This is a genomic window from Streptacidiphilus neutrinimicus (assembly GCF_000787815.1).
In the GTDB taxonomy this organism is placed as follows: Bacteria; Actinomycetota; Actinomycetes; order Streptomycetales; family Streptomycetaceae; genus Streptacidiphilus; species Streptacidiphilus neutrinimicus.
On record NZ_BBPO01000074.1, the window covers coordinates 1 to 25,687 of the forward strand.

23 protein-coding genes are annotated in these 25,687 nt (G+C 73.1%); 9 read left to right on the forward strand and 14 right to left on the reverse strand.

The window, feature by feature from the left end; genetic code table 11:
- On the forward strand, positions 1-1,217 hold a 1,217-nt coding region (locus TR48_RS43790), incomplete at its 5' end, for a beta propeller repeat protein (protein WP_042373772.1).
- 144 nt (positions 1,218-1,361) lie between these two features.
- Here TR48_RS43790 and TR48_RS31535 read toward each other — a convergent pair.
- From TR48_RS31535 to TR48_RS31545, 3 genes are all read right to left on the reverse strand, one after another.
- Positions 1,362-2,459, reverse strand: a complete 1,098-nt coding sequence (locus tag TR48_RS31535) for a DUF2332 domain-containing protein (RefSeq protein ID WP_052443206.1) — start codon at positions 2,457-2,459, stop codon at positions 1,362-1,364.
- A gap of 116 nt (positions 2,460-2,575) precedes the next feature.
- Positions 2,576-2,986 (reverse strand): DUF3037 domain-containing protein, encoded by a 411-nt coding sequence (locus tag TR48_RS31540; protein ID WP_042373773.1) that lies wholly within the window; start codon positions 2,984-2,986, stop codon positions 2,576-2,578.
- Positions 2,983-3,732: a HipA family kinase gene (locus TR48_RS31545; protein ID WP_042373774.1), complete on the reverse strand. Its 750-nt coding sequence runs from the start codon at positions 3,730-3,732 to the stop codon at positions 2,983-2,985. Before TR48_RS31545 ends, TR48_RS31540 begins: the two co-directional genes overlap by 4 nt.
- Positions 3,733-4,332: 600 nt before the next feature.
- Here TR48_RS31545 and TR48_RS31550 point away from each other — a divergent pair.
- Together TR48_RS31550 and TR48_RS31555 are read left to right on the forward strand one after the other, a co-directional pair.
- On the forward strand, positions 4,333-5,694 hold the full coding sequence (locus TR48_RS31550; protein WP_042373791.1) for an NAD(P)/FAD-dependent oxidoreductase: 1,362 nt from the start codon (positions 4,333-4,335) through the stop codon (positions 5,692-5,694).
- Positions 5,695-5,874: 180 nt separating this feature from the next.
- Positions 5,875-7,347 carry a glycoside hydrolase family 47 protein gene (locus TR48_RS31555; protein ID WP_042373775.1) on the forward strand — a complete coding sequence of 491 codons (1,473 nt, stop codon included), beginning with the start codon at positions 5,875-5,877 and terminating at the stop codon, positions 7,345-7,347.
- Between the two features lie 13 nt (positions 7,348-7,360).
- Here TR48_RS31555 and TR48_RS31560 read toward each other — a convergent pair whose 3' ends face one another.
- Both TR48_RS31560 and TR48_RS31565 read right to left on the reverse strand, forming a co-directional pair.
- A complete protein-coding gene (locus TR48_RS31560) occupies positions 7,361-8,029 on the reverse strand; it encodes a hypothetical protein (protein ID WP_042373776.1) in 669 nt (222 codons plus the stop codon).
- Positions 8,030-8,150: 121 nt separating this feature from the next.
- A complete protein-coding gene (locus tag TR48_RS31565; RefSeq protein ID WP_042373777.1) occupies positions 8,151-8,651 on the reverse strand; it encodes a hypothetical protein in 501 nt (166 codons plus the stop codon).
- Between the two features lie 259 nt (positions 8,652-8,910).
- Between TR48_RS31565 and TR48_RS31570 the strand changes: the two genes are divergently transcribed.
- Positions 8,911-9,156 (forward strand): hypothetical protein, encoded by a 246-nt coding sequence (locus TR48_RS31570; RefSeq protein ID WP_042373778.1) that lies wholly within the window; start codon positions 8,911-8,913, stop codon positions 9,154-9,156.
- Positions 9,157-9,240: 84 nt separating this feature from the next.
- Positions 9,241-9,435, forward strand: a complete 195-nt coding sequence (locus TR48_RS42525) for a hypothetical protein (RefSeq protein WP_152628294.1) — start codon at positions 9,241-9,243, stop codon at positions 9,433-9,435.
- A gap of 33 nt (positions 9,436-9,468) precedes the next feature.
- On the opposite strand, the gene TR48_RS31575 is transcribed toward TR48_RS42525, so the two are convergent.
- From TR48_RS31575 to TR48_RS42535, 6 genes are all read right to left on the reverse strand, one after another.
- Positions 9,469-10,605 carry an ABC transporter ATP-binding protein gene (locus tag TR48_RS31575; protein ID WP_063771101.1) on the reverse strand — a complete coding sequence of 379 codons (1,137 nt, stop codon included), beginning with the start codon at positions 10,603-10,605 and terminating at the stop codon, positions 9,469-9,471.
- Positions 10,602-12,215, reverse strand: a complete 1,614-nt coding sequence (locus tag TR48_RS31580) for an ABC transporter permease (RefSeq protein ID WP_042373779.1) — start codon at positions 12,213-12,215, stop codon at positions 10,602-10,604. Before TR48_RS31580 ends, TR48_RS31575 begins: the two co-directional genes overlap by 4 nt.
- On the reverse strand, positions 12,212-13,270 hold the full coding sequence (locus TR48_RS31585) for an extracellular solute-binding protein (protein ID WP_152628295.1): 1,059 nt from the start codon (positions 13,268-13,270) through the stop codon (positions 12,212-12,214). Before TR48_RS31585 ends, TR48_RS31580 begins: the two co-directional genes overlap by 4 nt.
- A gap of 226 nt (positions 13,271-13,496) precedes the next feature.
- Positions 13,497-15,737, reverse strand: coding sequence for a S53 family peptidase (locus TR48_RS31590; RefSeq protein WP_063771102.1), 2,241 nt, complete (start codon positions 15,735-15,737; stop codon positions 13,497-13,499).
- 293 nt (positions 15,738-16,030) lie between these two features.
- Entirely contained in the window at positions 16,031-16,723 is a 693-nt protein-coding gene (locus TR48_RS42530) for a TMEM175 family protein (RefSeq protein ID WP_052443208.1), read from the reverse strand.
- Positions 16,720-17,304 carry a hypothetical protein gene (locus TR48_RS42535; RefSeq protein ID WP_161789945.1) on the reverse strand — a complete coding sequence of 195 codons (585 nt, stop codon included), beginning with the start codon at positions 17,302-17,304 and terminating at the stop codon, positions 16,720-16,722. Before TR48_RS42535 ends, TR48_RS42530 begins: the two co-directional genes overlap by 4 nt.
- A 90-nt stretch (positions 17,305-17,394) precedes the next feature.
- On the opposite strand from TR48_RS42535, the gene TR48_RS31605 reads away from it, so the two are divergent.
- On the forward strand, positions 17,395-17,958 hold the full coding sequence (locus TR48_RS31605; protein WP_042373797.1) for a PadR family transcriptional regulator: 564 nt from the start codon (positions 17,395-17,397) through the stop codon (positions 17,956-17,958).
- 322 nt (positions 17,959-18,280) lie between these two features.
- On the opposite strand, the gene TR48_RS31610 is transcribed toward TR48_RS31605, so the two are convergent.
- Both TR48_RS31610 and TR48_RS31615 read right to left on the reverse strand, forming a co-directional pair.
- The gene (locus tag TR48_RS31610; protein ID WP_042373780.1) at positions 18,281-18,694 is read right to left on the reverse strand and encodes an SsgA family sporulation/cell division regulator; all 414 of its coding nucleotides are present in this window, start codon (positions 18,692-18,694) and stop codon (positions 18,281-18,283) included.
- 109 nt (positions 18,695-18,803) lie between these two features.
- Positions 18,804-19,412, reverse strand: a complete 609-nt coding sequence (locus tag TR48_RS31615) for a helix-turn-helix domain-containing protein (RefSeq protein WP_084729922.1) — start codon at positions 19,410-19,412, stop codon at positions 18,804-18,806.
- A gap of 144 nt (positions 19,413-19,556) precedes the next feature.
- Here TR48_RS31615 and TR48_RS31620 point away from each other — a divergent pair, with 144 nt between their 5' ends.
- Together TR48_RS31620 and TR48_RS31625 are read left to right on the forward strand one after the other, a co-directional pair.
- The gene (locus TR48_RS31620; RefSeq protein ID WP_042373781.1) at positions 19,557-20,708 is read left to right on the forward strand and encodes an outer membrane protein assembly factor BamB family protein; all 1,152 of its coding nucleotides are present in this window, start codon (positions 19,557-19,559) and stop codon (positions 20,706-20,708) included.
- 110 nt (positions 20,709-20,818) lie between these two features.
- Positions 20,819-22,072: a uracil-xanthine permease family protein gene (locus TR48_RS31625; protein WP_201777184.1), complete on the forward strand. Its 1,254-nt coding sequence runs from the start codon at positions 20,819-20,821 to the stop codon at positions 22,070-22,072.
- Positions 22,073-22,138: 66 nt separating this feature from the next.
- Here the strand turns inward: TR48_RS31625 and TR48_RS31630 are convergent, their stop codons facing one another.
- Positions 22,139-23,584 (reverse strand): recombinase family protein, encoded by a 1,446-nt coding sequence (locus tag TR48_RS31630; RefSeq protein ID WP_084729923.1) that lies wholly within the window; start codon positions 23,582-23,584, stop codon positions 22,139-22,141.
- Positions 23,585-23,982: 398 nt separating this feature from the next.
- Here TR48_RS31630 and TR48_RS31635 point away from each other — a divergent pair.
- Positions 23,983-25,687: putative Ig domain-containing protein (locus tag TR48_RS31635; protein ID WP_042373783.1), on the forward strand; the 1,705-nt coding region annotated here is incomplete at its 3' end.

The window sequence follows — 25,687 nt, forward strand, 5'->3', positions numbered from 1 at the left end:
GTTCTGCCGCGGCGGGCGCGACGCCGGATGACCACAGCGGTACCCCCGCGGCGCTGTTGGGCTTCACCGCCTATCCGGGTGCCGTCCAGTGGCCCGGCGCGAGCGACTACGTCGCCCCCGGTGAGGGTCTTCGCACGCTGCTTCCCGACGGATCCTGCGTCCTCGGCATCGGCACCTACGCGAACGGCTACCGCGACGTCCCCGCGAACTGGCGGATCGCCGCAGGGAAGAAGGACTGCACCGAACTGCGCCTCAGTCCGGCCCCTGGCAGCGGGGACTCGGCCGCGGGCTCCGACGGGCCGCCCGCGGCGGACGGCGGGTGGAACGGCGGCGGCGTGTTCGGCCAGGCCGTGCTGCGTTGGAGCGACGGCTCCCTCATCGCGGTCGCCGACCGGGTCACGCGTTTCGACGCGCACGGCGTCACGGAGAAGGAGCTCGCCACACTGGGCCTGCCCGTCCCGGCGAACCCCGACAGCGAATCCGAGGACCAGGGCAGCGTCCATGCCGTCGCCCGCAGCGGCGGCCGGCTGCTCATCGCCGGCGAGCTCTACCTCAGCCGGGTCGAACACCCGGTGCTGTGGACCTCCGACGACGTCGGGGCGACCGTCCGACGGGTCTCCCTGCCCGCCCCGACCGCGGCCTTCACCGCGAGCCCGATCACCGGTCTCGCGACCGACGGCCCCGATGTCGTCGCGGTCGGCGGAATCGCGTCGAACTACTTCAACCGGCAGCCGGACGGCCGCCTGCCCGTCTGGTACTCGGCGGACGGCGGAGCGCACTGGTCGCTGTCCCAGGCCGCGGGCATTCCGCCCGGCACCACTGTCATCGGGGTCGTCCGGGCCCACGGGCTCTGGATCGCATACGGCGGCGTCTACCAGGCCGGCTCGCCCGATCAGCCCGTCGTCCTCACCAGTTCGGACGCGCGGCACTGGCAGCTCAGCGATCCGCACGCGCTCGGCAACGGCGACGTGGTCGCCGCCACGGTCGACGCGACCGGCCGCCCGGTCCTCGTCGGCAGCGAACCGATCCCCCAGGGCGTGGCCAAGCGCCCGCGGTACTGCGGTGTGCTCTGGCTCCCGGCCGATGACGGCGCGCCCGGCGGCAACTGGCGACGCGTCAGCCTCGGCTGCGGCACGGAGCCCCCGACGGCCGCAACCACCCTCGCCGACGGCCGGGTCCTGGTGGCGGGCAACCGTGACCTCTGGCTCGGCCGCTGACGCCCGGCCAGGCGCAAGCGCCCAACCCGCGGCGGCCGCCCATCCCGGCGCCCCGACCCTCCCGGTGGGACACCGCCGACCCGGAGACCCCCTCGGAGCAGCGAGGGGGTCCTTGACCCTGGTGCGCAACGCGCACGGACGCCGTCAGCCCGTCGGCGAGGGGACCGGCAGGGTCTCCACCCAGCGCAGGTGTCCCTCGACGACGGCCAGGTCACGGCTCGCGCCGTCCGGGCCGCGCAGGCGGAGCGCGGCGCCCCCGCGGGAGGTGTCCTCGCGCGGATCCGGGTCGGGGGCCTCCTCGACCGAGAGCCACCACAGCGGGCCGGTGTCGCCGAGTGAGGCGATCGCGGCGTCGAACGCGTCGAGGCGCTCGGCGGGCACGTGCATACGCGTCGCGGAGTGGTAGACGACGCGCGGCTCGCCCGCGGGCAGGGAGGCCGCCAGGCCCGGCAGCACGTCGATCGCGTCCCCGGCCAGGATCGGCGGCGGGTCGCCCGCGACCAGGTCCAGCGCGGCGGCCAGCAGCAGCCCCTGGTCCTGGTTCTCGGGCCAGACCAGCGCCCGCAGCCACTGCCGGTCGTCGCGGTCCAGGACGTCGACGGGGTGAAGGTCCACCCCGAGCACGCTCGCGAGCCGGGGCAGCGCGTCGAGGTCGGGCACCTCCCCGTTCCCGTGAAGCTCGGCGACGAGCTGGACGGGCGAGTCCGGGTCGCCGTAACGACGCCCGCCGAGGCGGTAGCCGTACCGGTCGAACCGGAGGTTCAGTCCCGCGCTGGTGCCCACCTCGATCAGGTGGACCGGCCGGTCCCCGATCTCCGCCGCGATCGCGGCCAGCCCGAAGCGCAGGCCCAGCGCGCGCTGGACCTGGTTCGTCTGCACCAGCCGGGTGCCGATGACCGCGCGCAGCGCGTCGGCGTGGCGAGCGCAGAAGTCCACCAGCGCGGGCCCGGCCTCCTCCGCGGGCCGGGCGGTCGCGCCGGGCGGCAGCAGCGAGGGGTAATACGCGGCGAGTGGGTGCTCCCTGGCGTCGGCATCGGTGAGCAGCAGGTGGTGCACGGCGCCGAAGAACAGGAACGTCGGGTACTGGCCCGGCCGTCCGCCGGCGGCGAGGTCGAGCAGTGCGTCGTCCCCGGCGACGGTCCGGCTCAACGCCCGGTACAGCGGCGAGGTCCGGAACTCCCCCGGCTCGGTGAACGCCCGCCGCACGCGCTCCCGCGGGCTCTCGGTGATCTTGGTCGTCATGCGCCGACGGTAGCGCGGCAGTCCCCCGCCGCGCGGGAAGTTGCAGGACGTCAGCTGCCCGTGGCCGCAAGCCGCACACCGCCGAGAACGCGGGTGGCCCGGCTCCGGGACGAGCGTCAGCGGACCAGCAGGTCGAGCAGGCGGTCCGCCTCGGCGGCCGGGTCCGGGGAGAGGCCGCAGTGGACGGGGCCCGGTTGGACGATCGTGCTGCGCGGCGCCGTGAGCCAGCGGAACCTGCGCCCCGGTTCCTCGTGGCGGGCCTGGCCCGCCACCTCGCCGCCGTCGCAGACGTGGCCGACCGCGGCGAGCGCCGCGCGCACGCCCTCGAGGTCCACCGCCGGGTCGAGCGCCAGCAGCCGGCCCTCGTCGAGGTGGATCGCCGCGCGCAGCACGCCCGCCTGACGGCTGTAGACCAGCACGCCCGCGTTGATCTGCTCGCCGCGCTCGACGCGCGGGACGACGCGCACCAGCGCGTACTCGTAGACCAGCTTCTCCACGGCCGTGCCCGTGTCCGGAACCGCGCTCACAGCGACACCCACTCCCTCGGGCCGGCGGCCCGTGCCGCCAGCTGGGCCACGTACGCGGCGCGGACCGCGTCCGGATCGTCGAAGCCCGGCTCGGCGTCGAGCCAGACGTCGGGGACGAGCGCGAGGACCTCGCGCAGCAGCGCCTCGGTCACCCGCGGGCCGAGCTCGGCGTCCGCCGTCGCGACGTCCGGCCCGAAGGGCAGCAGCACGTGGTCGGAGGCGTCGAAGCCCTTGCGCGCGGACGCGGCGGCCCGAGGCCAGTTGTGATGGAAGATCAGGCTGGCACCGTGATCGATCAGCCACAGCTCGCCGCCGTGGACCAGCAGGTTGGGGTTGCGCCAGGAGCGGTCGACGTTGCCGATCAGGGCGTCGAACCAGACGACGCGCCCGGCGAGCTTCGGGTCCACCGGGAAGGCGAGCGGGTCGAAGCCCAGGGCGCCGCTGAGGTAGGCCATACCGAGGTTGGTGCCGCCGGACGCCTTCACCAGGTCCTGCACCTGCTGGTCGGGCTCGCCGACGGCGACGCGCGGGTCGACCTCCATCCGCGCCAGCTCCGGCACGCGGAACCCGAGCCGTCGCGCCAGCTCGCCGCTCACCACCTCCGCGACCAGCGCCTTGCGGCCCTGCGCGGCGCCGACGAACTTGGCGACCCACAGGCCGCCCGCCCCGGCCTCGACCAGACCCGGCAGGGAGCCGCCCTCCCGCAGCGGCGTCACGTACCGATCCGCCGTCACCTCTCGCAACATGCGCACCACCCTAGTGCCCGGCCCGCGGGCTTCCGTCCTGCGGCGACGCCCGGCGAGCGCGGCACCGACCTGGGGCGGGGCCGCGGACGGCCGGTACAGAGAGCGGACAGGCACGGCGGTCAGGGAGCGCGGTCGCCGACGGCGGTCCCGGGCCGCGGTCCCGGGCCGCGGTCTCCGGCGGCGACGGCGGGCGGCGCACCCCGGCTGTCGCGGGGCCTGCCTGAGGTGCTGGCCGAACACCGGGCTCGGATCGGGGCCGTGGGGAGCGGGGCTCGCGCCCGGGCGTTCCTGCGCTGCGGGCGCGCCGTCGTCGAGCTCTCCCTGGCGGACGGGGACGGGGATGGGGACGGCGACGGCGGCAGGGACGGCTCGACCGGCTGAGGCCTCACCGCCCGCTCCGGCACCGCTCCCTCGGCGCTCCCCCGCCGCTTCCGCACCGCTCCGTCGGACGGTCTTGCGCGGTGGCGAGGGATCCGGGAGCGTGCCAGTGTGGCGGGGAGCGGTGACACCCGGCGGCCCCGGCTGCCCGCCGGTCCCCTGTGGCCAAGGGGGCCACGCTCGCCCGCAGGACAGCGACCACGACCGTGAGGGATGGGCACGATGGAACGACCCCGGATCCTGGTGGTCGGCGGCGGCTTCGCCGGCGTCGAGTGCGCGCGGCGGCTGGAGCGCCAGCTCGCACCGAGCGAGGCAGAGATCGCGATGATCGCGCCGTTCAGCTACGAGCTCTACCTCCCCCTGCTGCCGCAGGTCGCGGCCGGTGTGCTGACGCCGCAGTCGGTCGCGGTCTCGCTGCGCCGGATGCTGCGCCGGACCCGGATCGTCCCGGGCGGCGCGATCGGCATCGACGACAAGGCGAAGATGGTGATCGCCCGGAAGATCACCGACGAGATGGTCGCCGAGCCGTACGACTACCTGGTGCTCGCGCCGGGCAGCGTGACCCGCACCTTCGACATCCCCGGGCTGGCCGAGTACGGGCGCGGGATGAAGACCCTGGCCGAGGCCGCGTACGTGCGCGACCACGTGCTGTCGCAGCTCGACCTCGCGGACGCGGCCACCACCCAGCAGGAGCGGATCTCGCGCCTCGGCTTCGTCGTGGTCGGCGGCGGCTACGCCGGCACGGAGACGGCGGCGTGCCTGCAGCGTGTCACCGCGAACGCGGTCAAGCGCTACCCGCGGCTGAACCCGAACCTGATCAAGTGGCACCTGGTCGACATCGCCCCGAAGCTGATGCCGGAGCTCGGCGACATGCTCGGCACCGAGGCGATGGACCTGCTGCGCAAGCGCGGCATCGAGATCTCGCTCGGCGTCTCGGTCGCGGAGGCCGGGGAGGAGTCGGTCAAGTTCACCGACGGCCGGGTGGTGCCCGCCCGCACGCTGATCTGGACCGCCGGCGTCGCCGCCAGCCCGCTGGTAGGCACCCTGGACGCGGAGACGGTGCGCGGGCGTCTCGCGGTGACCGCCGAGATGCGCGTGCCGCAGTGCGACGGCGTCTTCGCTCTCGGGGACGCCGCCGCCGTGCCCGACCTCGCCAGCGGGGACGGCGCGGTCTGCCCGCCCACGGCCCAGCACGCGCAGCGTCAGGGCAAGGTGGTCGCCGACAACATCATCGCCCTGCTGCGGGGGCAGGAGACCAAGCCCTACTTCCACAAGGACCTCGGTCTGGTGGTGGACCTGGGCGGGGCGGACGCCGTCTCCAAGCCGCTCGGCATCGAGCTGCACGGCGTCGCCGCGCAGGGGGTGGCGCGCGGCTACCACCTGATGGCGCTGCGGACCAACGTCGCCAAGGTCCGGGTGATGACCAACTGGCTGCTCAACGCGGTGGCCGGCGACGACTACGTGCGCACCGGCTTCCAGGCCCGGCGTCCGGCGCGGCTGCGAGACTTCGAGTACACCGACTCGTACCTGACGAAGGAACAGATCAGGCAGCACACGGCCGCGCTGCACGCGCGGCACCAGTAGCGCCCCGGCCGGGATCGCGGGGCCCGGCGAACGCCCTGGGCGGCGGGTTGCGACCTGCGCCGTCCAGGGCCCGACGATTCTGGCATGCACCCGCCAGGATGTCACCCGTCCGTGCGGTATTCACGACGACACGATGATGTGGCGGATTGACGCCTGGACGGCGGTCATACCTTTGCGTGCATGCTCGATCACTCCCCGTCGCCACGGCTGCCCCGCCCCTCCCGCCGCCTCGTACTCGGCTCCGCCGCAGGCTCGGCACTGCTGACGACGGCGGCGGCCGTGCCAGGAGTCCACCAGGCCGCCGCCGCGGAACGCCGCCGCCGGTCGGCGTCCCCCGCCCCGCTCGCCGCGATGCCGACCGACGCGACGGCCGCGGCCGCGATCCGCGCCGAGTACCTGCACGGCTGGTACGGCTACACCGCAAAGGCCTGGGGCTACGACGAGTTGCGCCCGCTCAGCGGCGACCACAACGACTTCTTCGCCGAGGGCCACAGCTTCGGCCTCTCCATTGTCGAGGCCCTGGACACCCTCTACCTGATGGAGTGCGACGCCGAGTTGGCGCAGGCCCGCAGCTGGGTGGAGAACAACCTCGACCCGACGCAGGACGTGGACATCCACGTGTTCGAGGCCATCATCCGCCTCGTCGGCGGTCTGCTCGCCGGGCACCTGACCACGGGCAGCGCCGTGTTGCTCTCCCTGGCCCGGGAGTTCGCGAACCGGCTGCTGCCCGCCTTCACCTCCTCCCCCACCGGCATCCCCTACACCCACGTCAACCTGCGCACCGGCCAGGTGCAGGGCAGCCAGGTCGCACTGGCCGAAGCCGGAACCAACGTGATGGAGTTCGGCCTGCTGTCGCAACTGGTGGGCGACTCCCGCTACTACGACGCGGCGATGCGCGCCTACCGCGCGGTGCTGTCCCGCCGCAGCTCCCTCGACCTGCTCGGCACCACCATCGACGCCGAGACGGGCCGCTGGCTCGACCATGTCTCGACCGCCCCCAACCCGCCGGTGGACTCGTTCTACGAGTACCTGTGGGGCGGCGGCCGCCTGCTGGGGGACAGTCAGCTCACCAGCTGGTATCAGGAGTTCACCCGTCCGATCGTGACCCACCAGTCCGAGGTGCGCGGCGGCCGCCTGTGGTTCCGCGGCGTCGACGCCAACACCGGCCGCCGCACCGGGCCCACCCACCAGTCCGAACTCGCCGCCTTCTACGCGGGTCTGCTCGGCAAGGGAGGCGACCTCGGCCGGGCCGCCTCCTACTTCCGCTCCTGGACCGCCGCGATGGACCACTACCCGGTCCTGCCGGAGACCATCGACTACTCCGACTTCGGCATCGTCGACCAGGGCAGCCAGCTCCGCCCCGAGTACGCCAACTCCGCTTTCGACCTGTGGCGGATCACCGGAGCGGCGAGCTACAAGCAGGCGGCGTGGCGCTGGTTCGAGAACGTCCGCGCCCGCCTGCGCGTCCCCGGCGGCTACACCGTCGCGGACCACGTCACCTCGTCGTCCGTCCGGCACGGGGACCTGACGCCGGGTTACTGGTTCGCGGAGAACTTCAAGTACGTCTGGCTGATCTTCTCGAACACCCCGCGTTTCGACTACCGGAACGGCATCCTCTCCACCGAGGGCAAGGTCCTCGCAGGAGCCAGGTAGTCGGCCGAGGAGCCTACTTCAGGCCCAGCCGGGACTCCGCCGTGACCCAGTCCGAGGCGATGGCCTGCTGGGCCTGAGCCAGCGTCACCTTGCCGCCGCAGACGGCGGTGTGGAGCTCGGCCTCGATGGCGTCCTTCGGGTTGTTCGGGCCCGCGCCCGGCTTGTGGCCCGGGGACGGGGGCTCGACCCACAGGTTGCGCGGGTCGTTCGGGTCGCCGCCCAGCTCCAGGCTGATCAGGTGGTCGTACTCGGCGTCGTGCAGCGAGCCGGTGAAGTCGTAGGAGGCGGCGTTCCTGCGCTTCTCCGCGTCGGTGACCGACGCCGGCGGCCGGATCCCGCCGGTGTAGCCGCCCTTGCGGCAGATAGTGTCGCCGAGGTCCGCCTGCGTGACGGCGGGCGACACGGCGCCCGGCGTGCACCTGGCGTCGGGCAGCGGCTGACCGTCCTGGTCCCCGTAGTGGCAGCTGTCGGCGGCGGGCTGGGACGCCACCGTGTAGTGGGACTGCGGCCCGGGCCCCTCTGCGAGCGGTCCGGCCGCGTCGCCGGCCGCCTGCGAGCCGCCCGCGGAGGCTCCCGCGGAGGCGCGGCCCCCGGCGGCGTCGCCGGAGACGTGGGAGCAGCCCGCGAGCGCGGCGGCCAGCAGCACGGTGGTCAGGGCGAGGACGGGACGGCGCACGGTCATTCCTTGGGACGTTCGGACGTTGGGGCGACGGTGGCGGCGATGGCGCCGCGCGCCAGCCTCCCAGATCCGGCGGGGTCGGGGAAGACGGTCCGCATCTGACGGTGCGGCAGCCGAACGCCCGCTATCCTCCCTGCCCGCCGGTGCGGGCGGCGCCCTCCGGCCAGACTCTGACCACCTCGACGCCCGCGGCCCGACTGCGCTGCACCAGCTCCCCCGTGCCGCCGGGACCGGCGGGCGGCCGCCCGTCCCAGACCGCGACGACCACGTCCGCGCGGGCCAGCAGCACCTCGTTGGCCGCCTGGTACGCCTCCTGCGAGACCTCGCTGAAGTGGAGCTCCTGCACCTCGACGGCGGCGCGCACCAGCCGGTCGAAGCTGGGCGCGTGCGCGGCGTGGCCGCGGTTCTCGCGGTAGCCCCGGGCCGGGAACACCACCACCAGCTCGCCGCCCGCGTCGACCAGCTCCTCCGCGAAGATCGTGTCCGCCCCGGCGGCCAGACAGCTGAGGCCCACCAGCGGGCCGTCGGCCGCGCGCGTGGCGAGGAGCTTGCGCAGCTCCGCGCGGACGAGCTCGGCGGTCTGGTCGGTCAGATCCCTGTGCCCTGTCACCGCGAGCGTCACCACAGTCTCCCCTTCTCCTCCACGCGACCCGGCCGCTCCACCGGTACGGCTCCGCCGTCCCCGGGCCCCTCCTGTCCGTGCCTGTCTATGCCTGTCTATGCCCGGCCCGGACGGGCCCGATACGGCGGTATCCGGGCACAACGTGCGCAGGTCCCGGCCCGGCGCGGCGCTCACGGAACCGCAGCGGTCTACCCGTCCCGAACCGCTGATCAGCCTGAAAGAGAGGGTGCGGGTGTGACGGACGACGGGCAGGAGGTGCGGCGTGGCCGCGGAACCAGCCGACCGCCCGGGAGCGGCCGCGGAGCCCGGCGCGGGCGCCGCCCGGGCCGAAGGCCTCGCCCTGCTCGCCAAGCACCACTCCACGTGCGACGCCGCCGCCCGCCTGCTGGGCTGCGACGCCCCTGGGCCGACCGCCCCCGTCCCCACCGGCCTCCCGCTGCTCGCGACCCACCCGACCACGGCACCGGCCCTGGGGTCGCTGCCGCCCGCGCGGCGAACGCGGCGCTGAGCGGGCGGGCGTGTGGTCCCAACCAACTTGTCCGCCTGACCAATTGAGACAAGAGGCCGGGCGGGCTTCGCTACCCTTGCACGCATGATCTTGGGGGCCGGATTACCCGAAGGAAAAGCGACAGCACGCCAGTTCTCGTTGCTCAACGACGAACCGGTAACGGAGGACCGCGACGACACCCTGGGCTCATGCCAGCCCGCCGCCCTCGGGGCGCTCGGCGTCTGCGCGTACTTCGACGCCCTGCGACTGCTGCTGCTCTCTGCTCCTGCGCGCTCCTGACGCAGGACCCGCCCGCCCAGGACCTGCCTTCGCTCAGTGCCCGTCGACGGTGGCGTGGTCGCGGGCCGGGGTGTCGCCGGCCGTGAGGGTGTCCGCGACGGGGGACGACGCGGCGTCGGACGTGGCCGGGAGGGGGTGGGCGGTGCCGGTGGCGGTGATGAGCACGTCCGTGCCGGGAGGGGGCGGGGCGGTGTCGGTGTAGGCGACGAGGGGGGCGTCGACGCCGCTGCCGGGGGCCGGGGTGAGTTCGACGCGGAAGTCGTGACCGCGGAAGTGCACGGCGGCGACCTGGCCGAGCAGCGTGCCGGGGGCGTCGACGCCGTCGCGGCTGTCGGTGACTCGCAGCTGCCGGGGACGCAGCAGGACGGTCGCCCGGCCGTTCGCCGGGGCGGCGGAGTCCACGGGCAGCGCGCCGAGCGGCGTCGCCGCCCGGCCGTCCGCCAGCGTCGCGGGCAGCAGGTTCGCCTCGCCCAGGGCGCGGGCGACATGGGCGTCTGCGGGGCGGTGGAAGAGGTCGTCCGGGGCGCCGGACTGGACGATGCGGCCGTCGCGCATGACCGCGACCAGGTCGGCGAAGGCCAGCGCCTCGTCCACGTCGTGGGTGACCAGGACGGCGGTCGCACCGGCCCGGCGCAGCGCGGCGGCCACCTCGGTGCGCAGCTCGACGCGCAGCGCCGCGTCGAGCGCCGAGAAGGGCTCGTCCAGCAGGAGCAGCTCGGGTCGGGGCGCGAGGGCGCGGGCCAGGGCGACGCGCTGCTGCTGACCGCCGGAGAGCTGGTGCGGGTGACGGTCGCCGAGCCCGGCGAGGCCGACCAGCTCCAGCAGTTCGGGGACCCGGGCCGCGCGCTCACCGCGCGGCAGGCCGAAGCCGATGTTCGCGGCGGCGGTCAGATGCGGGAAGAGGGCGCCGTCCTGCGGGACGAAGCCGATGCGGCGCTTCTCGGCGCGCTCGCGGCGGCGGCCGTCGTCGAGGACGCGGTCGCCCACCGTGACGGTGCCCGTGGTGGCGTGGTGGAAGCCGGCGATGATGCGCAGCAGCGTGCTCTTGCCGCAGCCCGACGGGCCCAGCACGCAGGCGAGCCGGCCGTCCTTGACCTCCAGGTCGACGCCGCGCAGCACCTCGGCACGCGCGTGGTGGGCGTGCAGGTCGGTGACGGTCAGGCCGCTCATCGCCCAGCCTCTCTGGTGGTGTGGGTGCGGGAGCCGCCGAGGGTACGGCGGGTGAGCAGGAGGACGGCGGGGACGGACAGGGCCGTCATGACCGCCGCGTAGGGCGCGGCGGCGCCCCAGGCCAGGCCGGTGGTGTAGGTCCAGAACTGGGTGGCCAGGGTGTCCGTGCCGGTGGGCCGCAGCAGCAGGGTGGCGGTCAGCTCGGTGCTGGCGGTCAGGCCGACCATGGCGAAGGCCGCGCCGAGCCCGGGCAGGATCAGCGGGACGGTGACGCGCGCCAGGACGACCAGCGGCCGGGTGCCGAGCGAACGGGCCACTTCCTCGACAGAGTGCGGGACCTGCGCGAGCGAGGAGCGGACGGCCGTCAGCGCGAGCGGGAAGAACAGTGCCACGTACCCGCCCACGAGCAGCGGCGCCTGCTGGTAGAGCGGCTGCGCGTAGCGGATCGCGAAGAAGACCACTGCGAGCGCCACGGCGATGCCGGGCAGCGCGCGGGTCAGGAAGACGGTCTGCTCCACGGCGCGGGCCAGCCGGGTCTCGCGACGCCAGGCGTAGAGCGCGACCGGGATCGCCGCGGCGGTGGCGACGGCGGCGGCCGAGATGGCGTAGCCGAGGGTGGTCGCGGTCAGCGACCAGATGGAGGCCGGGGGCAGCGTCGTGGAGCTGCCCTTGATCAGCCAGTAGGCGAGCGCGTAGACGGGGACGCCGACGGCGGTGCCGATCAGCGCCACGATGCCCAGCACCGCGAAGGGCTTGGCCCGCCCGAGCGGAACGGGCGCGGCCGGCCGGCTCGGCGTGCCCTCGCGCACGACGCGGCCGGGCTGCCGGGCCACCCATGCCTGGAGCAGGACGACCAGCAGCGCGAGCGCGATCAGGACCAGCGCGAGCACGGAGGCGGAGGCCATGTCGAAGGCCGTCTCGAACTCCGTGAAGATGGCGGTGGCGAAGGTGGTGTAGCGCAGCATCGCGAACGCGCCGTACTCGCCGAGCAGGTAGAGCGAGACCAGCAGCGCGCCGCCGGCCAGGGCGGGGCGGCACTGAGGCAGCGTGACCCGCCACAGCACGGACAGCCGTCCGTGTCCGAGGCTGCGGGCGACCTCCTCCGCGCTCGCGTCGCAGCGCCGCAGCACGGCGGCGACGGGCAGGAAGACCAGCGGGTACAGCGAGGAGGTCATCACCAGGGCCGCGCCCCACAGGCCCTGCACGGAGGGCATCAGCGAGACCCAGCAGTAGCCGTGGACGAACTCCGGGATGGCCAGCGGCATCGCGGCGAGCACGGTGAACGTGCGGCGCAGCGGCAGGTCGGTGCGCTCCAGCAGCCAGGCGGCGCCGAAGCCGAGAACGAGCGAGGCGGAGGTGACGACGGCGGTCAGCTCGGCCGTGTGCGCGAGCAGGGTCAGCACCAGCGGGCGGCCCAGCAGCGCACGGGCCGAGCCCCAGCCGGACTGCCCGGCCTCCAGCGCGACGAAGACCAGCGGGCAGGCCACCACGAGCGCCACCAGCCAGGCGACGAGCGGAAGCGCCGAGGCGCCCGGCCGCCACCCGACCCACCGCGAGGAGTGCGACGGGCGGGCGGCGACGGGCGCCGACGAGGGGGAGGCGGTCGTCACGACAGCAGGCCCACGCTCTGCATCAGCGCCAGCGCCTGCTTGCCGTCGCCGAGGGAGGCGGCCGAGTCGACCGGTCCGGCCTGCTGGAAGGTCCGGGTCAGGCGGGTGTCGGTCACCCCGGCGAGCAGCGGGTACTCGTAGCTCTCGGAGGTCGCGATGATCTGCTGCGCGGGCTTGCTGACCAGGTAGGTCAGGAACGCCTGGGCGGCGGCCTGGTGCCTGCTGGAGGAGAGCACGCCCGCGCCGGAGACGTCGACCAGCGAGCCCGGGTCGCCTTGGGCGAAGTAGGTCATGGCGCTGTGAAGGTTCGGCGCGCCCTGCTCGTCGCGCAGGCGGTACCAGTAGTAGTGGTCGATGAGGCCGGCCTCGACCTCGCCGCGGTTCACCGCGGCGACCAGGTCCTCGTTGGAGTCGTAGACCTTGCCGTTGGCCTTGAGCCCCTCCAGCCAGGTCTTGGTCGCGGCCTCACCCTCGGCCTTGATCATGAGGGTGACGATGGGAGTGAAGTCGGTCTCGGAGGGGGCGATGCCGAGCTTGCCCTGCCACGCGGCCGAGGCGAGGTCCTTGACCGAGGTCGGGGCCTGGGCGGCGGACATCTTGCCGGTGTTGTAGACGAACGCGGCCTCACGGGCGGAGACGCCGATCCAGTCGCCCTGGGCGGAGCTGTCGGCGGCGGGGACGGCCGCGAGGGCGGCCGCGTCGACCTTGGCGAGGCGGCCCTTCTCCTCCAGCGTCGTCAGGGTCTGCGGATTCTCGGACACGTACACGTCGGCAGGCGAGGCCGGGCCCTCGACCAGCAACTGGTTGGCCAGCTCCGCCTCGTCGCCCGAGCGCAGCTGCACCTTGATGCCGGTGCGCGTGGTGAAGTCCTTCACCAGGGCGCCCATGGTCTGCTCGTGCTGGCCGCTGTAGACGGTAATGGTCTGGCCCGAGAGCGATCCGCCGGACGCGGACGAGGACGCCGCGGAGCTGCCGGAGCTGCCGCAGGCGCTCAGCGGCAGGACGCAGAGCCCGGCGAGCGACAGGCCCGCCACCGACAGAACCGATCGCTTCAACGACCGCACACCGACGTACACTGCACAACCTCCGACAAGACCATTGAGGGCAAGGCAAGGCTTACCTTAGTGGCTGGACAGAGTCCTTCTTCCCCCGGGCCCTGTGACGCATGCGACAGCCCCGATAGGAATGTCCGTTCGATCCGTTTTCAGACTGGCTGAGGACAGGACGAAAAGCGGGCCCCGGGATCGGCTCCCGGGGCCCGCCTCGTCCCGCGCTGTCAGATCAGGAGGCGTTCAGTGCGGTGTCGTCGATCACGAAGCTCGTCTGCAGGCTGGAGTCCTCGCTGCCGGTGAACTTCAGGGTGACGGTCTGCCCGGCGTAGGCGGACAGGTTGAAGGTCTTCAGGCTGTAGCCGCTGGCCGCGTTCAGGTTCGAGTAGGTGGCCAGGGTGGTCGAGCCGATCTGCACCTTCAGGGTGTCGTAGGCCGTGGCCTTGGTGGTCTCGGCGGTGTCGATGTGCAGGTAGAAGCTGAAGCTCGCGCTGCAGCCGGCCGGGATGGTGACCGTCTGGGCCAGGGTGTCGGTGTGCGTGGTGCCGTAACCGTCCAGCCACGCGTCCCAGCTGCCCGAGTGCGCGGGCTCGCTCGGACCGTTCTGGCCGATGACGCCCGAGGACGCGGACCACACGGTGTTGCCGGACTCGAAACCGGGGTTGCCCAGCTTCTGCCCCGGGCTGCCGCAGCCGCTGCCGGCGGCGACGGTCCAGGTGAAGGACGCCGAGCCGGAGGCGGTGCCGGAGGTCGCGGTGACAGTGACGCTGTAGGTCCCCGCCGTGGTCGGCGTGCCGGAGACAAGGCCGGAGGAGGAGATGCTCAGGCCGGTCGGCAGGCCGGTCGCCGAGTAGGTCAGCGACTTGCCGGCCGAGTCGGAGCCGGAGATCTGCAGGGACGCCGCCGTGCCGACCGTGCCGGACTGGTTGCCCGGGTTGGCCACGGAGACGGTCTCCGTGCCGCCCTGCGCGTTGACGGTCCAGGTGAAGGACGCCGAGCCGGAGGCGCCGGTGCTGTCGGTCGCCTTGACCGTCACCGAGGAGGTGCCCGCGGCGGTCGGGGTGCCGGAGATCAGACCGGAGGAGGAGATCGACAGACCCGCCGGGAGACCGGTGGCGGTGTAGGTCAGGGCCGCGCCGCCGGAGTCGGAGCCGGAGATCTGCAGCGACGCCGCCGTGCCGACCGTGCCGGACTGGTTGCCCGGGTTGGTCACGGTGACGGTGTTGCCGGTGGAGGAGCCGCTCTGGAACGCGGTGACGCCGTTCGGCGTGCCCAGACCGGTCGGGCCGTCGTAGCCGACCTCAGCGGTGCACAGGTACGCCGGCGAGCAGCTCGCGGTGGAGCCGCTGGTCACGTCGTTCAGCGCCGAGGTGTGGGCGTACGGGTAGGACGCCGGGTCGGTGCCCGCGGCCGGGGTACCGGCCAGCGCGTAGACAGCGGCGATCAGTGGGGAGGCCACGGACGTGCCGCCGTAGACGTTCCAGCCGCCGTTGTTGTTGTACGTGTCGTACACGGCCACGCCGGTGGCCGGGTCGGCCACGGCCGAGACGTCGGCGACGGTGCGCTTGGAGCAGCCGGTGTCCTTCTGCCAGCTCGGCTTGGGGTCGTCGGCCGAGCAGCCCGACCCGGCGCCCTCGCTGGAGGACGTCGACCACACCGACTCGGTCCAGCCCCGGGAGTTGGAGGCCGTGGACAGCGACGTGCCGCCGACCGCGGTCACGTACTGGGAGGCGGCGGGGTACTCGACGCCGTAGCCGCTGTCACCGGAGGAGGCGGTCACCGCGACACCGGGGTGGTCGTAGTACTCGGTGTCGTAGGTCGTGTCGTTGGAGGCCTCGCTGCCGCCGTAGCTGTTGGAGACGAACTTGGCGCCCGCGTTGACGGCCGCGTTCACGGCCGCACCGAGGTCGTCGTTGCTCTCCGAGTTCGCCTCGACCAGGATGATGTGGCAGTTGGGGCACATGGCGGAGACCATGTCGATGTCCAGCGCCTCCTCTCCGGTCCAGTCGTCGCTGGAAGGCGCTGGCGAGGGCAGGGGGCTGGTCGCTCCGTTCTCGTTGAGCTTGGTGAAGCAGCCGCTGCCGCAGGCCGGGAGGCCGAACTGGCTGCGGTAGGCGTTCAGGTCGCTCTGCGCGCTCGGGTAGTCGTACGCGTCGACGACCGCGACCGTCTCGCCGCCGCCGTTCGAGGCGGACGCCGAGGCGAGGTTGTAGGCGGACTGCAGCTGGCTCGGGCCGTAACCCGACACCGTGGCCAGGGGCGTGGCTGCGCCGTGCGCCAACTCCGGCTTCACGTCGGTGCGCTTCAGTGCGTTGCAGCTGGCGAAGCCGGTCGGCGCCTCCGGGCACTGCCGGTGGTAGGACGTCGTGCCGCTCGCGGTGGCGGCCTGCGCCGGCGCGACCGCCGTGAGGCCGAACAGGGCCACCGTCGCGGCCGCGGCCGACGCGGCCACGGTCCTTCCGAGTGCGCGCATGCGGCGCGCGGAGTCCTGGGTAAACAACCCGCACCCTCCTGAGGACGAAGGGGAACGGCACCAAAAGCTGACGGGACGTCAGAAGCGGTGCCATTCCGGTTCAGGGAAACGAAGTGCACGTGCTGACGCCCCATACACGCCCAGGACACAGGCGACACGCACGGGGAGTGACACCCTGCTACGTGGTGCCTACGTGAGAGTAGGGCTGACACGGACACGCTGAACAGAGTCCGGCGGCTAAATCTTCTGAGAATCCTCTGAGCGTTGGCTGACAGCGCCGAACCGCGGTGCCCTCATGCCGTGGTGCGGTCGAACCACCCCTCGGGGACGAGGCGCAGGGCGAACCTGACCGCCGGGAGCAGTGCCCAGCACAGCGAGGCCGAGTGGGTCGCCAGCGCGACGGGTATCGAGGCGGCGAAGGTCACCACCACTGCGGCGATCCAGGTCAGGGTGGTGCCGACCATCCGGGGCGGGATGTGCTCCCGCAGCAGCCCCGCGCGGCGCAGCGCCGAGAAGGCCTGCCACAGGAAAAGGCCGGCCAGCGTCTGCGCGGCCGCGTAGACGGCGAACTGGACCCGGAACGCGTCGGCCTCACTGGTCAGCAGCTTGGTCGCGAAGGGCATCAGGACGATCATGAGCAGCCACAGCAGGTTCCACTGGATCGCGCCGCCTGTCAGGCCCTTGACGTAGCGGAACAGGCGCTGGTGGAACAGCCAGTGCATGGCGACGACCGCGAAGCTGATCAGGAACGCCGCGTACTCCGTCAGGTGCCCGCGCAGGAAGTGGAGCATCCCGGCGTCGCCGTGGACGCCGTCCGTCGGGACGGGCAGCTCCAGGGCGAGCAGCGTGATGGCGATGGCGATCACGGCGTCGGAGAAGTAGATCAGCCGCTCCGGACTCACCAGCTCGGCCTCGTCCGCCTGCTCGGGCCGGGCCGCCTCGGCGCGCGGCTCGTCCGCGCCCAGCGCGGAGGTCCCGGCCGTCACGCCGCCTCCCCCGCGGTGTGCACGGCGGCCTTGGCCTTGGCCCGGTCGGCGTAGCGACCGGAGAAGACGAAGGGGACCACGAACGCGAGGACCTGCACGACGACGAGCGGGAGCGCCGCGGCGTGGCCGTACTCGACGATCAAGGCGCAGGCGGCCGCCGCGGCGGTGAAGGCCGCGGCCCACACGCCGGTCAGCACCATGTTGACGTGGATGAACCGGGGCGCGTTCCAGAACTCCCGGGGCACCTGGCTGCGGGCGATGGACAGAGTGAACGGCCGACGCACCGTCAGCGAGGTCAGGGCCGTGACGGCGAGGACCCCGTTGGACAGCGCGCAGGTCCAGGTGTGCAAGCCGGACTTGGGGGCGGCGAGCGCGACGGCGGCCATCGCCACGAAGAACGCGCAGGTGGCTGCGCCGAGCAAGTCCAGGCTGCGGGACCGGAGTTGAGCGGACAGCAGCAGGACGGCAGCAAGAGCTGCGGCGCACATGCCGAGCCGCCAGTCGAGCGGACTCAGAGCCGCGTAGCACAGCCATGGAGCGAAACCGCGGACGTAGTTCACCAGGACCCCCCTTGTGGGCATGACGCCGACAGACGACGATATACGAAGACTGACATGTCAAAGTTGGTATGTCTACTCAGACAGGTGAAGGTCGAGGGTTACGATGCGGACATGAGTCTGCGCCACGCCCTCCTGGGCCTCCTCGCCGAGAAGCCGGCCAGTGGATACGACCTGCTCAAGCGGTTCGAGACCTCGCTGTCCATGGTCTGGCCCGCTCAACAGAGCCAGGTCTACGGCGAGTTGGCCAAACTCAAGGAGTCCGGCCTGATCGAGGTCACCGGCACCGGCGCCCGCAACCGCCGCGACTACGGCATCACCGACACCGGCCGCGAGGAACTGCACCGCTGGCTGACCGAGGTCGGCCCGGACCTCGCCTTCCGCAGCGCCGCCCTGCTGCGCGTGTTCTTCCTGTGGACGCTGAGACGGGAGGAGGGCGTCGCCTACCTGAAGGACTTCGCCCGCGAGAACGCCGCGCGGAAAGCCGCCCTGGAGCAGGTCCGCGACACCGCCACCTGGGTCGGCGACCCCGTCCAGGTCTGCGGCTGGCTCGCCCTCGAGTTCGGCATCCGCGGCTCGGAGAACACCGCCCAGTGGGCCGAGTGGGCCGCCGGGCAACTGGACGAGCAGTTGGGCGACCGCACGGAGACCGAGTCGCCGGAAGCGGACGGGAGTTGACGGTCACCGCCCTGGGAGGGCCCTGGGAACGCCTCGGTCTGCACCCGTCGCCGACCCGCGTAGAGCGATCACGACCTGCGACGATGCCGTAGGAGCCGCCGGGGCGATGCTGCCCGTGAGCGGCGTCACCTGCTGCGACGACGTGTCCGCCTGCGCGGACTACCGTTCAACGGCGTCTAGCGTGACGCGATCCGCGGTGGCACGAACGACGAGGTGATGGCGTTCATGGGAGACAACGGCCTCCTCGACCGACACCTCCTGCGACCCCCGGGCGGTGACCGTCTTCACCACCGCCTGACCGAACCCGGCGGCGGCGACCCCCTCACATGGGCCGGGCCTTCCGCCTGAGGATGCGGGCGATGAGGGCGTCGATGTCGAGGACCTCCTGCCCCTTCGCCACCCTGTCGAGCGTCTGGTCGAGGAATGCCGTGACCTCCGCGGCCGACGCCTCGACCAGGGCCTCACCGGTCGGGGCGTCGAGCAGGATCCGCAGGCGCTCCTCGCCGTCGCGCCGCAGGGGCCAGACCTTCACGTCCCCAGCCCCGGCCCGCCGGGAAAGGCCCTCGATCAACAGGTCGCGGGAGAGGATCCAGCGACAGCGGCCCTCCCCGACGCGGAAGTCCATGCGGACGCCCAGCGGGTCGCCCTCGTGGTAGGCCAGCCGTGCCGCCAACGGGACGAGTTGGCCCGACGACAGCACAAGGCTCGCGTTCAGGTCCCGCTCGATCGTCTCCATCGCGTTCCTCCCCAGGGTGCGTGCCCGCAGCCTCGGGGCATATGCACCCGACAAGGAACCCCGCCCGCAGGTTTGCCACTCGATCGGGCGACAACAATCAGACGTGTTTTCAGGTTTCCTGCCTGGCCTCTCCCGTGACGTGGTCGGAGACCGCGACGAGCAGCAGGCGGGTGTCCGGGGCGGCGCTGCGCCAGCGGTGGCGGACGCCGCCCGCCAGGTAGAGGGTGTCGCCGCTGCGCAGCTCGTGGACCTCTCCGTCGGCCCAGACCTCCGCCGCGCCCTCCACGACGTACATCAACTCGTCGTTGGGGTGCCGGAACTCACGGTCCGCCCGATGGCCGCCGCCGGTGAACTCCAGGGCGTGCAGCTGCCGTCGGCCACGGACCAGGAACCGCGCCCCGGCGTCCCGCGCCAGGCCGGCGTCGTCTTCCGCGCGGACGAGGTCGACCGGACGCTCACCCGCCTCGGCGGTGGCCAGCAGGTCGACCGCGGTGGTCTCCAGTCCGTCGGCGATGCGTTGCAGCGAGCGCATGCTCGGTCGGGCCCGCGCGTTCTCGACCTGGCTGAGAAAGGGCACGGAAAGGCCGGTGCGCCGGGCCACCGCCGCCAGGGTCAGGTCGAGGCTGCGGCGCCGACGGCGGATCACGCGGCCTAGCGGCGGCTCGGGCGGCCCGCCCTCGTCCCTCGCCGGCGCCCCGGCCGGTTGCGTCTCGCTCATGGTTCCCGCTCCTCCCTGCGGCCACCTTACGCACCCGGGTGGCACGTTTCGTACGACTGCAACACCGCCGACACACAGCGCTCCTATCGTCGAACAGCTTTGACAGCATCAAAAAAAGTTTGATTCTACGGACAGGAGCGAGCCGTGCCCCGTGTCGACCAGAACCAGCGCCGCCGTCGTGGGAGCGGGCTCATCGCCCTCGACCCCGACGCGGCCTTCCCCGGCTTCACCCTCTTCGCGCCGCTGACCGGCGGCGGCGAGGTGCAGCTGGTGGACCTTCAGGGCCGCACCGCCCACCGCTGGCGCTTCCCCTACCGCCCGGGCCGCCACGCCCGGATCCTGCGCGGCGGAGAGCTCGCCTACAACGGCGTGCTGCCCGGCGAGGACGCGCTCTTCCCGATGTGGCACAAGTACCGGGGCGGCGTCATGCTCCGTGCCGCCGCGGACGGCACCGTGCTGTGGGAGCACCGGGACCCGTACCAGCACCACGACGCCCACCACCTCGACGACGGCGGCGTCCTGTACACCGGGCTGGAACCCCTGCGCGGCCCGGAGGCCGCGTCGGTCCTCGGCGGCGTCCCGGGCAGCGAGGCATGCGGGTCCCCGGGCGCGAGAACCCAGGGAGAGGCGACGGTGTGGGCCGACACCATCACGGAGGTCGCGCCGGACGGTTCCACCCGCTGGACCTGGCGTGCGGCCGAGCACCTGGACCGCGACGCCTACCCGCTGCACCCGGACTACTCCCGCGAGCACTGGCCGCTCGTCAACTCGGTGACGCCGCTCTCCGACGGCAACGTGCTCGCCAGTCTGCGCAGCGTCTCCGCGGTGGTGGTGATCAGCCGGGCCACCGGGGAGATCCTTTGGCGCACCGAGCCCGGCACGGTCTCCCAGCAGCACCACCCCACCGAGCTCGACGGCCGCCGCGTCCTGGTCTTCGACAACGGCGTCTTCCGGCCCGGCCACGACGTCCCGTACTCACGCGTCATCGAGATCGACCGGACCGACGGCACGGTCGTGTGGGAGTACCACGACCCGGCCCGGGAGTCGTTCTTCGCGCCGTTCATGGGCTCGGCGCAGCGGTTGCCGGGCGGCAACACCCTCGTCACGGACTCGCCCGCGGGCCGGATCTTCGAGGTGACCGCCGACGGCTACCTGTGCTGGGAGTACGTCGTGCCCCAGTTCGGCGCCTACACCGAGAGCGAGATCCGCTCGCTGTTCCCGGCCGAACCCAACGCCGTCTTCCGCGCGTACCGCTACGCCCCCGAGGAGATCCCGTGGCTGGACGCCCGCCCGTGACCGCGCCCGTGACCGCGCCGGTGACCCCGCCCGGATCCGGTGCCGAGCCGGCGACCGCGGCCAGGCCGAGAGCCGCCGACGATCGGCCGCCGCTGCGGACGCTCGTCCCCTTGGCAGTCCAACACGTTCTCGCCATGGCGGGGACGCCCGTGTCCGCCGCCTTTCTGATGGCCGCCTCACTGCGGCTGACTGCTGGTCAGACCGCCTCCCTGCTGGGCGCGGTGATGGTGCTCTCGGGCGCGGGCTCGGTCCTCCAGTCGCTGGGGGCGGGGGCGTTCGGCGCCCGGCTGCCGTTCGTGATGCTCCCGGGCGGGGCGGCCACCGCACTGTTCCTGCAGATCGCGCACGACCACGGCCCGGCCGTCGCCTCCGGCTCCGTGCTGCTGGCGGCGGTGCTGCTGCTCGCGGTCACGCCGCTGTACCGGCAGGTGGTCCGACTCTTCCCGCCGCTGGTCCTGGGAGTGACCGTGCTGCTGGTCGGGGTGTCCATGGTGAGGGTCTCCGCACAGCTGCTGGCCGGGCCGGACGGCGGAGCGCCACCGCAGGCCCTGGCCACGGCCGGCCTCACCGCCGCCTTCACCTTCGCGGCGCACCGGATGCTGCGGGGCGCGTGGCGGCGGTCGGCGGTGCTGCTCGGGATGGCCGCCGGCACCGCCCTCGCGGTCGCCACCGGGCTCGGCGCGTTCACCCCGGCAGGCGGGGCGGGCGTCTCGCCGCCACGCCTGTTGCCCTATGGAACACCGGCGTTGGACCTGTCGGCGGCCCTTCCGCTGCTGCTGTTCAGCCTCACCTCGCTGGCCGAGGCCACCGGCCAGACCGTCCTCAACACCGAGCGGCCCGACCTCGCCCGGGATGTCCCCCGGCTCGCCCGCGCCGACGCCGCGGTCTCCCTCATCGGCGCGGTCCTCGGCACCCCGCCGATGGTGACGAGCTCGGAGAACATCGGTGTCAACCGGCTCACCGGCGTGCACAGCCGCCACGTCACCGCCGCCGCCGGGGTCCTGTTGATCGTGGCGGGCGTGTTCTCGCCGCTCTCCCGGCTGGTGGCGGGCCTGCCGACGGCGGTCGTCGCCGGGTCGGCCCTGGTCGTCTACGCGACGATCACGGTCATGGGCGTGGAGATGCTCGGCAGGCTGCGCCTCGGCGGCTCCCCCGACGCGATGACCGCCGGCCTGGCGCTGACGGCAGGTCTGCTGCCGGTCGCCGCGCCGGGACTGTACGCCGGGCTTCCCGAGTGGGCCCGGTCCGTCCTCGGCAGCGGCGTGGTCGCCGGAACGGTGACGGCGGTCGTGCTGCACGCCCTCAGGCGACGGTCGCAGAGCGCCGACGCCGCCCCGGAGCCCGCCCCCGAACCGTCAGGGTGAGCGTGGGGACGCGGCCAGGTTCACGCGCGCCGGGCGGCCCAGACGGTGCGTTCGGTCCGCGCCAGGTCAGACAGCGTGGGGGACGAGGCGGACCCGGTCGGGGTCGAAGACGCTGCGCGGGCCGGCGACCGGGCCGATCTCGATACGGCCGATCAGGTACCGCCGCACCTCCGCCTGCTGGGACGACGGCAGGCGCCGCCATGCCGAGGGGGAGAGCCGACGTCCGCCGAGGTCCGCGAGAGCGTCCGGGGCGCGGAGCACGACTGCCCGGTTCTCTGCGCGGATCCGCGCCGTCACCTCCTCACGCTCGCGGCTGGGCGCGGGCAACTCGGCGAGCCGGGCCTGGTCGCGCCGGCGGGCCTCGGCCGTCCTCGCGTCCAGCACCGCCGCGGGCGCGGACCCGGACATGCCGTGGGGACGCGCGCCGTCCGCTCCGTCCATGCCGTCACCGCCGTCGACGGCCTCCAGGAGGTCGAGGATCTCCTGGTCGACCAGTTCCTCCAGCCGGGCCGCGCTGATGTACCGGAAGCAGGGTTCGCGGCCCGCCACCCGACGTCCGGTGCACGCGTAGGTGGGGTAGTCGTCGACGGCCGAGCCGACCATCCGGTGCCCGCAGCGCCCGCAGCGGACGAGGCCGGTCAGCGGGTAGTGACGTTCGGTCGGGCGGCTCTCGCGGGCCCTCTGCCGGCTGAGTCCGCGCAGCTCCCTCGCCGCGTCCCAGTCGGCCACGCTGACGCACGGCTTCCAGGCGGCCCGCACCGGCGCGCCGTCCGCCGCACGCGCGATCTCCCCCGTCGTCACCCGCAGCCCGGCGTACCGGGGCGCGTCGATGATCCGGGCGACCTTCGTCGAGGTCCATCGGCCGCCCGCAGCCGTGGGGACGTCCTCGGCCGACAGCTCGCGGGCGATCCACGACAGGGTCCGGCCCGTCAGGAACCAGGCGTAGATGCGGGCGACGACGTCCGCCTCCTCCGGGACGAGGGCGTACTCGCCCAGGGTGTAGCCGTAGGCGCGCCTTCCCCCGCCGTGCGGCCTGCCGGACGACGCCTCGTCCGCCTGCGCGGCCCGCACCGAGTCGGCGAGGCGCTGCCTGCCCCGGCACGCGCTCCGGGCGCTCTCGAGCAGCGCGCGGCGGCGGTCGGCGCGGTTGAGATCGGCGCCGCCTCCGGGCGCGACCGGATCCAGCAGCACCAGGCCGTGGCGCTCGGCGAGGGCCAGCAGTTCGGCCAGGTCCCGCGGATGGTGCCGCTCGAGTTCGTGGACATCGAAGACCACGACGTGCCTGACCTGACCAGACGTCAGCTCCCGCAGCAGCGCGCCCCAACCGGACCTGGACGAGCCGGCCGCCGACCAGCTCGCCGCCTGCGCGTCGAAGAACACCCGCCTGGGCGCGACGCGGATCCCCTCGCGGGCGGCCAACTCGCGGCACAGCGCCTCGCGCTGATCGACCCCCACCTGCCGCGGGGACTTCCGGTGCGCCACCCGGCAGTACACGGCGCCCTGTCGTGACATGTCCGGCACGTCACGTTTCACCGCGTCCCCCCGATCGTCCGTCAGATCTCGCTCCAGTCAGTGGAAGCGATGGTTCCTCTGAGTTTCTTCTGAGTCAACGCCCGGCGGCTGTGAATCCGTCGCACACAGACGCGCTACGCGCGTTGACAAGCGCTCAGCAGCGGGGTTTACCGGGCAGTAACGAAGGGAGTCCTACATTCCTGTGAAAACCTTCTGAGGCCTCATTGACGCGCGTCCGCACGCGCTGCTTCCCTTTTCACAGCAAGGCGCACCACGCCTTGTGGTGACATCCCGCCCCCTGACGCACTGGCCATGCCGTGTGCGGCTGATTGGCATGCGCACGACATAGTGCGCACCGCCCTCGGGACGGCCGAACAGAGAGAGGACCCAGGATCTCCATGGGCATCGCCCAGCTCAGACTGCCCCGCGTCGCCACCGCGGGCCTCGCCGCCGCCGTCGTCGGCGCGCTCGCGGCGGCCGCTCCGGCCTCAGCCAGTACGTCGTCCGCCGCGCACGTCAAGCACCTGTGCGCGGCCCCCGCGCACGTGCGGATGATGTCCTGCCTGGCGCTTGCGCGGACCGACATCGCCGAGCCGCACGCACTGACCGCCCACGCGGTGTCCCCGATGGCCACGCCCTCCGGCTACGGCCCGAGCGACCTGCTCAGCGCCTACAACCTGCCCGCGGGCGGGGGCGCGGGCCAGACGGTGGCCGTCGTCGACGCGCAGGACGACCCGAACGCCGAGTCCGACCTGGCCGCCTACCGCAGCCAGTACGGCCTGCCGGCCTGCACCACCGCCAACGGCTGCTTCAAGAAGGTGGACGAGAACGGAGGCACCAACTACCCAACCGCCGACTCGGGTTGGGCCGGCGAGATCTCCCTCGACCTCGACATGGTCTCCGCGATCGCGCCGGACGCGCACATCGTCCTGGTCGAGGCCTCCTCGGCGAACATGAGCGACCTGGGCACCGGCGTCAACGAAGCCGTCGCCCTGGGCGCGAAGTTCGTCTCCAACAGCTACGGCGGCTCCGAGGACTCCTCCGACCTGTCCGCCGACAGCAGTTACTTCAAGCACCCCGGCGTCGCCATCACCGCCTCCGCGGGCGACGGCGCCTACGGCGCGGAGTACCCGGCCGCGTCCCAGTACGTCACCTCGGTGGGCGGCACCTCGCTCAGCCACGCGTCCAACAGCCGCGGTTGGAGCGAGAGCGTCTGGTACACCTCCAGCACCGAGGGCACCGGTTCCGGCTGCTCGGCCTACGACCCCAAGCCCAGCTGGCAGACCGACACCGGCTGCTCCAACCGCACCATCGCCGACGTCTCCGCCGTCGCCGACCCGGCCACCGGCGTCGCGGTCTACGACAGCTACGGCGCCTCCGGCTGGCAGGTCTACGGCGGCACCAGCGCCTCCTCGCCGATCATCGCCTCGGTGTACGCCGACGCGGGCACCCCGGGCAGCGGCGACTACCCGTCCAAGTACCCGTACCAGCACACCAGCGCGCTGAACGACGTCACCAGCGGCACCAACAGCGGCAGCGGCTGCTCCCCGAGCTACCTGTGCACCGCCGGCGTGGGCTACGACGGCCCGACCGGCCTCGGCACCCCGAACGGCCTGACCGCGTTCACCGCGGGCGGCAGCAGCGGGACCGAGACGGTGAGCGTCACCAACCCGGGCAACCAGACCACCACGGTGGGCACCGCGGTCTCGAAGCAGATCTCGGCGACCGACTCGGCGAGCAAGTCCCTGACCTACTCCGCCACGGGTCTCCCGGCGGGCCTGTCGATCTCGTCCACGGGCCTGATCTCCGGCACCCCGACCACGGCGGGCACCGCCAACGTCACGGTCACCGCCACCTCCGGCACCGCCTCGGGCCAGACGTCCTTCACCTGGACCGTCAACGCCTCGGGCGGCGGCTCCGGTTGCACCAGCACCGGCCAGAAGCTCGGCAACCCCGGCTTCGAGACCGGCACCGCGTCCCCGTGGACCGCGTCCTCCGGCGTCATCAGCAACTCCAGCTCGGAGCCGGCCCACTCGGGCAGCTACGACGCCTGGCTCGACGGCTACGGCACCACCCACACCGACACCGTGTCCCAGTCGGTGG

Excerpts from the sequence above, each read along its gene's own strand:
- TR48_RS31535 (WP_052443206.1), bottom strand. The coding sequence starts at position 2,459 with ATGACGACCAAGATCACCGAGAGCCCGCGGGAGCGCGTGCGGCGGGCG.
- TR48_RS42535 (WP_161789945.1), bottom strand. The coding sequence starts at position 17,304 with ATGCCCACAAGGGGGGTCCTGGTGAACTACGTCCGCGGTTTCGCTCCA.
- TR48_RS31560 (WP_042373776.1), bottom strand. The coding sequence starts at position 8,029 with ATGACCGTGCGCCGTCCCGTCCTCGCCCTGACCACCGTGCTGCTGGCC.
- TR48_RS31550 (WP_042373791.1), top strand. The coding sequence starts at position 4,333 with ATGGAACGACCCCGGATCCTGGTGGTCGGCGGCGGCTTCGCCGGCGTC.
- TR48_RS31590 (WP_063771102.1), bottom strand. The coding sequence starts at position 15,737 with ATGCGCGCACTCGGAAGGACCGTGGCCGCGTCGGCCGCGGCCGCGACG.
- TR48_RS31555 (WP_042373775.1), top strand. The coding sequence starts at position 5,875 with ATGCTCGATCACTCCCCGTCGCCACGGCTGCCCCGCCCCTCCCGCCGC.
- TR48_RS31630 (WP_084729923.1), bottom strand. The coding sequence starts at position 23,584 with ATGTCACGACAGGGCGCCGTGTACTGCCGGGTGGCGCACCGGAAGTCC.
- TR48_RS31615 (WP_084729922.1), bottom strand. The coding sequence starts at position 19,412 with ATGAGCGAGACGCAACCGGCCGGGGCGCCGGCGAGGGACGAGGGCGGG.
- TR48_RS42525 (WP_152628294.1), top strand. The coding sequence starts at position 9,241 with ATGATCTTGGGGGCCGGATTACCCGAAGGAAAAGCGACAGCACGCCAG.
- TR48_RS31610 (WP_042373780.1), bottom strand. The coding sequence starts at position 18,694 with ATGGAGACGATCGAGCGGGACCTGAACGCGAGCCTTGTGCTGTCGTCG.
- TR48_RS31545 (WP_042373774.1), bottom strand. The coding sequence starts at position 3,732 with ATGTTGCGAGAGGTGACGGCGGATCGGTACGTGACGCCGCTGCGGGAG.
- TR48_RS31575 (WP_063771101.1), bottom strand. The coding sequence starts at position 10,605 with ATGAGCGGCCTGACCGTCACCGACCTGCACGCCCACCACGCGCGTGCC.
- TR48_RS31605 (WP_042373797.1), top strand. The coding sequence starts at position 17,395 with ATGAGTCTGCGCCACGCCCTCCTGGGCCTCCTCGCCGAGAAGCCGGCC.